Origin of the sequence: uncultured Ralstonia sp., assembly GCA_913056305.1 — a bacterium.
Lineage (GTDB): Bacteria > Pseudomonadota > Gammaproteobacteria > Burkholderiales > Burkholderiaceae > Ralstonia.
In genome coordinates this window covers 1-6,378 of record CAJXMR010000246.1, presented here as the reverse complement: position 1 = coordinate 6,378, position 6,378 = coordinate 1, and the positions used below count along the sequence as shown (strand labels likewise).

Genomic DNA, 6,378 nt, shown 5'->3' with positions numbered 1-6,378 from the left:
ACGTGGTGAGCTACAACGATCCGTTCAACGGGATGCGCCACCGTGCCGCCAATGCGTGCACGAACACATCCGGTGCGGCAACCACCTGCAAATCCGTGGTGCATCTGCCGCTGGGCGGCATGACGCTGGCGTGGTTTGGTTCCACCACCACATATGGTGTTTCGATTTCGGTGACGAAGCCGGGCAGCTAGACGCCTCGCGCCTGATGTTTGGGGCGGTTGGCACCGGCTCATCTGGAGCCGGTGCCAACACAATATGCGGACAAGCTCCCGGCCTGGAAGGCGTCGCAGGCGTAGCAGCCCCCGCGTTACCTGACCACGCCCTCATACAGGCCGGTCACGTCATCCATCACCTGAAGAATGCGCTCGCTCGTCGTGGCGACGTTTCTCAGCTGCTCGTCGCGACTACCGGCCGTCTGTTTGAGCGCCTCCGCAAAGAACAGCCACTGCGTGTTGGCCAACTGCAGCTCACTGCTGATCGTCGCAGTGTTTTGCGGTGCCGAGGTGAGCAACGCTTGCGCGGCGGCGAACTCCTTCATGGCGGCGTCCAAGTCCTGCGTCATCTGCGCGGACGTGATGTCCCAGGCGCGGAACATGCTCAGCTTGGCGATGCGCTGCGAGAGCATCCGCTGGCGGCCGGCAACGTTGATTAGCTTGCCCGCCGTGGTGCCGGAATACTTCTCCAACTGCACCGTTCCCTGCTGCGCGAGCTTCAGCACGTCTTCGCTCGCTTGCGCGATCTTTTTCGCGTTCTCGAGGTTCGGGTTGCCGGTGGTGAGCAGTTGCTTGTACGCCAGCCATGCCTGCTCGAGCTTGCCGTAGGTGTCCTTGATGTCCGGCGTAGGCGCGAATGCCTTCAACTCAGCGAGTTGCTTCTCGAAGAGCGCAACGGACTGCTCGAGGATCTTCTTCGAATGGTCGACCTCGACGCCGAGACCGATCTCGCAGTAAGCCTTGGCCATGCGCTGCGACAGCATGCGCTGGCGGCCCGCCTTGTTGATGGCGGCATTGATGGTCAAGGTCTCGGCAGAGGCGGTGCCGATCAGGCCCGACATCAGGACGGAGCAGAACAACACGCCAATGAAATTCAGGTAACGCTTCAAGGAAGTCTCCGTGCCATTGGCTAGAGTAGGCACCCATCCGGAAAGACCCGCGAGCGAGGCCACCGGGGCTGGATGCCGGTTGTGCTGAAACACTTGCGCCAACGCGCTAGCGCAGCGAAATGTTCCAGGCCTTTTGCGAGTCCGGTTTTGATCTCGGTCGTTGATCGGTGCCGGTTTTCGCGGCATCGTTCGTGCCGACGACGTGGCGGATCAGTTGGTCCATCTCCTTGATGATGTCTGCCAGCACCGTCGTGATCACCGAGAACTCCTTGCCGTACGGGCCCGCACGCGCTGCCGAGATGCGCGCATTCATGGCGACGATGTTGGCCTGCATGGAAATGCCACCGAGGCGCTCGGCGATCTCGGTCTGATGTTTGCGCAGGCTGATCTCGCACAGGTGCATCTCCTCCTGGTAGGCCTGGGTGATGGTCTGCAGCAGCTCGAGCATGGGCGTGGCTTGCGTCACGAGTGCATCGAGGGCGAGGTTGCGCTTGGCCGTGCCGGACGACGGAAGGTCCATGGCGGTCTTGACCAAGGCGATGAACTCGCGGATGCGCGCGTCGCCACGCGGCTTGCCAAAGTACAGCTGCTGCAAGGCGTCGGAAAAGGCGCCTGGCAAACGCGCATTGCCTTTGACGAGATCGGCATGTGCCGACTCGAACATCGACAGGCACTTGCGCGCGATCTCGAGCGCAGTCGCATCACCCTGCGCGGCCAGCACCATCTGGAGCACGATCCGCTGCGACAGCATGCGCTGCCGGCCGGACAGGTTGATCAATTCGCCGATGGTCTCGACGGACACTTCAGCCGCGAAGGTCTGGGTGAGGGAAGCGGTCATGTCATGCCTTGCAGGTGGTGTCGATGCTGGCGCGTCTGCGCGCCGACAAAGAAAAAAGCGCCCCGAAACGAAACGCCTGCGAACCCGTCATCCGATTCGCGGCCATTTCGCTTCGGAGCGCCGTTGCTCCGCACGCCCCTTCTGGGGCATGTCTTTGCGGTTTGCCGATGTGTGTCGGGGCCGTCGTTGGCCCTGTGCTTGCCCATGCAATAGCCGTGCCACGCCTCAAGCCGTTGTCGCGTGGCTGGCCTGCCGGTCAAGCGCATGCACACGCCGCACTAATCTCGTGCCAGATGCCTCATGACGAGGCGTCCGCCGGGGCTTCCGGGCGGGGCGCCTGCACGGCCAAGTCACGGATCGGGCCTACACTGTTGCCTACGCGCACAAGCGCGACGCGGCAGACCGCGTATACATGGCGGCCGACGGCCACCATCGATTGATACCAAGGAGAGCAGTCCAGATGGCAACCCCTTCGATGTACGAATTCCTGGTTCCGAGCGTCAACCGCATGCTGGGCAATCTGTCGGTCTTGCTCGACAAGGCGGCCGCCCATGCGGAAGCGAAGAAGTTCGATCCGGCCAACCTGCTGAATGCGCGCCTGGCGCCGGACATGCATCCGTTCGTGCGTCAGGTGCAGATTGCCTGCGACGTGGCCAAGGGTGGCGCGGCACGTCTGTCGGGTACCGAGCCGCCGCAGCATCCGGATGTCGAGGCGACCATCCCCGAGCTGAAGGCGCGCATCGCCAAGACGCTGGAGTTCGTCAACAGCATCGACCCCGCCGCGTTTGCCGGCAGCGAAGATCGTGCGATCACGCTCAAGTCGCCGACGCGCGAATTGCACTTCGGCGGCCTGGAGTACCTGCGTGGCTTCGTGTTGCCGAACTTCTATTTCCACGTGACCACGGCGTATGCGTTGCTGCGGCATAACGGCGTGGAGATCGGCAAGTTCGATTACCTCGGCCGCCCCTGATTGATCGAACCCGCACCCAACAAAAACGCCGGCTGCCCGACCACGGGCGCCGGCGTTTTGCTGTCCGGGTTCAGCCGAGTTGCGGCTGCGTGGCGGTAAAGCTCGGCCGCTCACGCATCACGGCATGCCCGCGCCGGACGTTCGGGTGCGTCTCCAGCAGCGCCGCGCCTTCCGGGAACATGCCGAGGTACGCCAGGATCGGCGCAAGGAACAGGTCGGCCATCGACACCGTGCTGCCGACCAGGTAGTCGCGCTCGCCGTAAGCCTGTTCCAGTGCGTCGAGCTGCGTGGTGATCTCCGGCAACGCGGCGTCGATCACCTTGCGGTCCGGCTGCCCATCTTCGCCCTTGGGGAAGACGTACTGCAGGATGTAGCGGCGCACCATCGCGTCATACGCATGGCAGTTGATCAGGCTGATCCACTGCTCGCCGCGCGCGTGGGCGGTGGCGCCCCATTGCGGCAGGAGGCTGGGGCCGTCGAAGGCTTCGTCGATGTAGCTGAGGATGGCGCGGGTCTCGTAGAACTCGATCGGCCCATCGGTGAAGGCCGGCACGCGGCCGAAGGGGTTGTGCGTCAGCAGCTCGGGCGTGTGCGGGGGCACCGGGTTCAGCTTGTAGGCCACGCCTTTTTCTGCCAGCGCCATGCGCACGGTGCGGCAATAGCTGCTGCGCGGGTCGCCATAGACGGTGACGGTGCCGGCGGTGCCTTCCGGGTTCAGGTAGTCGTTGAGGCGGTTGAAGACCGATTGCCAGCCGGCCGTGTGGCCGTCGCGGCTTTGCGCGTCGGGGAAGCCGGTGTGGCGCATGTGCATGCTGGTGCCGCCGTCCTTGTCGGTGAGCGTGACTTCGATCAGCGTTTTCAGGTCGGGTGACATGGAGCCCGCTTCCCACCACCACGTGTAGGCGAGGAAGTTGGCGCGGTCGAGCTTCTGGTACTCGCCCGCGGCGATGTGCTTGGCGCCGTCGCGCCCGCCCATGACGATGCGGTATTGGCCACCGACGCGCGGGTCGGCGCTGGCCTCCACCACGCCCATGCCCCGCGGGCAGTGCCAGACCGCCAGCGCAGCCTGGTTGGTGAATGCATCGAAGACCCGCTCGCGTGGCGCGCGGATATGGCGGGTCATCTCCAGTTCAAATGTGGCGGCGCGGTCCATGGTGGTCTCCGGGGGGCTGCGTTAGTCCTGCGTGGGGGTGTCTGCGTCCGGGGCCGGAGCTGCAGCGTGGGTTTGCTCGACAAAGGCGACCAGGCGGTCCAGGTTGTCCTCCCAGTGCCGGCGGTAGCGCTCCAGCCAACCGTGCGCATCGCGCAGGGCGCCGGGGCGCAGGTGGCAGATGCGCCAGCGCGCGTTGATCTCGCGCTCGATCAGCCCGGCCTCGGCCAGCACGCGCAGGTGCTTGGAGATGGCCGGGGCGGACATGTCGAACGGGCGGGCGAGTTCGCTCACCGGGGCTTCGCCTTCGGCCAGGCGCCCGAGGATCGCGCGGCGCGTCGGGTCGGCCAGAGCGGCGAAGACAGTCGAGAGGGTGTCGTCTGAGGTCGGCATGGGTTCATTTAACCAATGGGTTAATCGACTGTCAAGGTCGGTTACATGCGGCTTTGGGGACGCGCGGGTCGCAAACGTTAAGGGGAGGTCATGCCAGTGCCCCGGCGCATCTGTCACAATCGCGCCCGTGGCCGGCGCGGGGGTGCCGGCACGTTCTGCTACCGGGCCTCAACATGCCGTTTCTTGGAATCGGGTTTCACGTCATCGTCGCGCTGTTCTTTGCTGTGCACGTGGTGCGCAACAACCAGAACATGTACTGGCTGTTCATCCTGTTCGCGTTTCCGCTGCTGGGCAGCGTGGTGTACTTCTTCGCGATCTACTTGCCGGAGATGCGCCATTCGCACGGTGCCCGCGTGGCGACGCGCGCCGTCACCCAACTGATCGACCCGAACCGCGCCGTGCGTGAGGCGCGCAACGACTTCGACCGCGCACCGACCGTGCAGCACCGCGTGCACCTGGGCGAAGCGCTGCTGGACGCCGGCAATGCCAAGGAAGCCCGCGAGCACTTCGAGCAGGCCGCCACCGGCCCGTTTGCTGGCGATGCGGCAGTGTTGCTGGGCCTGGCCCGCGCGCAGTTCGCCACCGGTGACGCGGCGCTCGCCAAGACCTCGCTCGACAAGCTGTTCGAGGCGCACCGCGCAGCCCGCCAGCAGCCAGATCCGACTTTGCTCTATACCCAGGCATTGGCCGCAACCGGTGCTGCCAACACGCGTGACGCCTTCGAGCATGCCCTGACCTGCGCTAACGATGCGGCTGCCCGCTGCCTGTTCGGCGAATGGCTGCTGACCCAGAACAACGACGCCGACCGCCAGCGCGCCCAGGCGCTGTTCGACGACATCCTGCGCGACGCCAAGCACTGGACGCGCTACGCCAAAGACCATAACCGCGAATGGCTGCAGCGTGCCCAGGCCGCCCAGTCTTCCTCCCGCTGATCCGTTTGATTCGACTTATGACGCTGTTGAAACGCAAATCCATCGAGGCCGTGGCCTCGCGCCGTCCTGCCCGCGCCAAGCGTGAAAATCGCCTGGACCATGACGATGAGCCGAAGCGCATGGCCCCGCGCTTTGCCCCGGTCACGTTCTCTGAGCTGTCGGGCGTGCGCTACCTGCACTTCGGCACCGAGTGGGTGCAGGGCGCCATGCGCCTGTCCAAGCCCGATGCCATCGAGCTGGAATACGCTCAGCAGATGATGGCGTGGCTGCTGTTCCTCGATCCGGCCTCGCGGCCGGATTTCCACGTGGTGCAACTGGGCCTGGGCGCTGCTGCGCTGACCAAGTTCTGCCACCGCCAGCTCGCGCCCGCGCAGGTGACGGCGGTGGAACTGAACCCGTCGGTGATCGTCGCTGCGCACAGCATGTTCGGCATGCCGTTCGACGACGCACGCCTGCAGGTGCTGGAGCAGGACGCCTACGACTGGGTGATGGATGCCAACCATCATGGCGCCGTCGATGCGCTGCAGATCGATCTGTACGACGCCACCGCGCGCGGCCCCGTGCTCGACACGCCCGCGTTCTACCGCGCCTGCCGCCAAGTGCTGCGCGCGCCGGGCGTGATGACCATCAACCTGTTTGGGGACCACACCAGCTTCCCGCGCAACATCGAGCGCATCTGCGATGCATTTGATAACCGCGTGCTGGTCTTCCCTGAGGTGCACGACGGCAATGTCATCGCGCTGGCCTTCAATGGACCTCCGTTGCAGGTCGGCTGGGATGCCGTGCAGGCACGTGCGGCAGCGCTGCAGGCCTCGCTCAAGTTGCCGACCAAGGGCTGGGCGGAAGGCCTGCGCAGCGCCAACGTTGGGCAGGAAGCCAAGCTGGCGATTTGATTTTTTGCTGTTGGTCCATCCCTTGTTTCATCCCCTGCCGGGGCTGACCTACTTTCTTTGTCTTGCCAAAGAAAGTAGGCAAAGAAAGGCGCGCCCGAGA

At 64.8% G+C, this 6,378-nt stretch carries 7 protein-coding genes and 1 pseudogene; 4 read left to right on the top strand and 4 right to left on the bottom strand.

All coding sequences use genetic code 11. The annotated features are described in order from the left end of the window. Positions 1-191 (top strand): annotated as a pseudogene (locus tag QZ609_RS23265) (hypothetical protein); the annotation flags it as partial. 116 nt (positions 192-307) lie between these two features. On the opposite strand, the gene QZ609_RS23260 reads toward QZ609_RS23265, so the two are convergent. Then, a complete protein-coding gene (locus QZ609_RS23260) occupies positions 308-1,102 on the bottom strand; it encodes a type IV pili methyl-accepting chemotaxis transducer N-terminal domain-containing protein (protein ID WP_295499921.1) in 795 nt (264 codons plus the stop codon). A 106-nt stretch (positions 1,103-1,208) separates the two neighbouring features. Further along, entirely contained in the window at positions 1,209-1,940 is a 732-nt protein-coding gene (locus QZ609_RS23255) for a type IV pili methyl-accepting chemotaxis transducer N-terminal domain-containing protein (protein ID WP_295499919.1), read from the bottom strand. Between the two features lie 460 nt (positions 1,941-2,400). On the opposite strand from QZ609_RS23255, the gene QZ609_RS23250 reads away from it, so the two are divergent. After that, positions 2,401-2,910, top strand: coding sequence for a DUF1993 family protein (locus QZ609_RS23250; protein ID WP_295499917.1), 510 nt, complete (start codon positions 2,401-2,403; stop codon positions 2,908-2,910). A gap of 70 nt (positions 2,911-2,980) precedes the next feature. On the opposite strand, the gene QZ609_RS23245 is transcribed toward QZ609_RS23250, so the two are convergent. Both QZ609_RS23245 and QZ609_RS23240 read right to left on the bottom strand, forming a co-directional pair. Further along, positions 2,981-4,063 carry an SRPBCC domain-containing protein gene (locus tag QZ609_RS23245; RefSeq protein ID WP_295499915.1) on the bottom strand — a complete coding sequence of 361 codons (1,083 nt, stop codon included), beginning with the start codon at positions 4,061-4,063 and terminating at the stop codon, positions 2,981-2,983. A gap of 21 nt (positions 4,064-4,084) precedes the next feature. Beyond that, the gene (locus QZ609_RS23240) at positions 4,085-4,453 is read right to left on the bottom strand and encodes a metalloregulator ArsR/SmtB family transcription factor (protein WP_295499913.1); all 369 of its coding nucleotides are present in this window, start codon (positions 4,451-4,453) and stop codon (positions 4,085-4,087) included. 173 nt (positions 4,454-4,626) lie between these two features. Between QZ609_RS23240 and QZ609_RS23235 the strand changes: the two genes are divergently transcribed. Next, positions 4,627-5,385 (top strand): tetratricopeptide repeat protein, encoded by a 759-nt coding sequence (locus QZ609_RS23235; protein ID WP_295499911.1) that lies wholly within the window; start codon positions 4,627-4,629, stop codon positions 5,383-5,385. Positions 5,386-5,402: 17 nt separating this feature from the next. Then, entirely contained in the window at positions 5,403-6,278 is an 876-nt protein-coding gene (locus QZ609_RS23230) for a spermidine synthase (RefSeq protein ID WP_295499910.1), read from the top strand. Positions 6,279-6,378 lie beyond the last annotated feature (100 nt).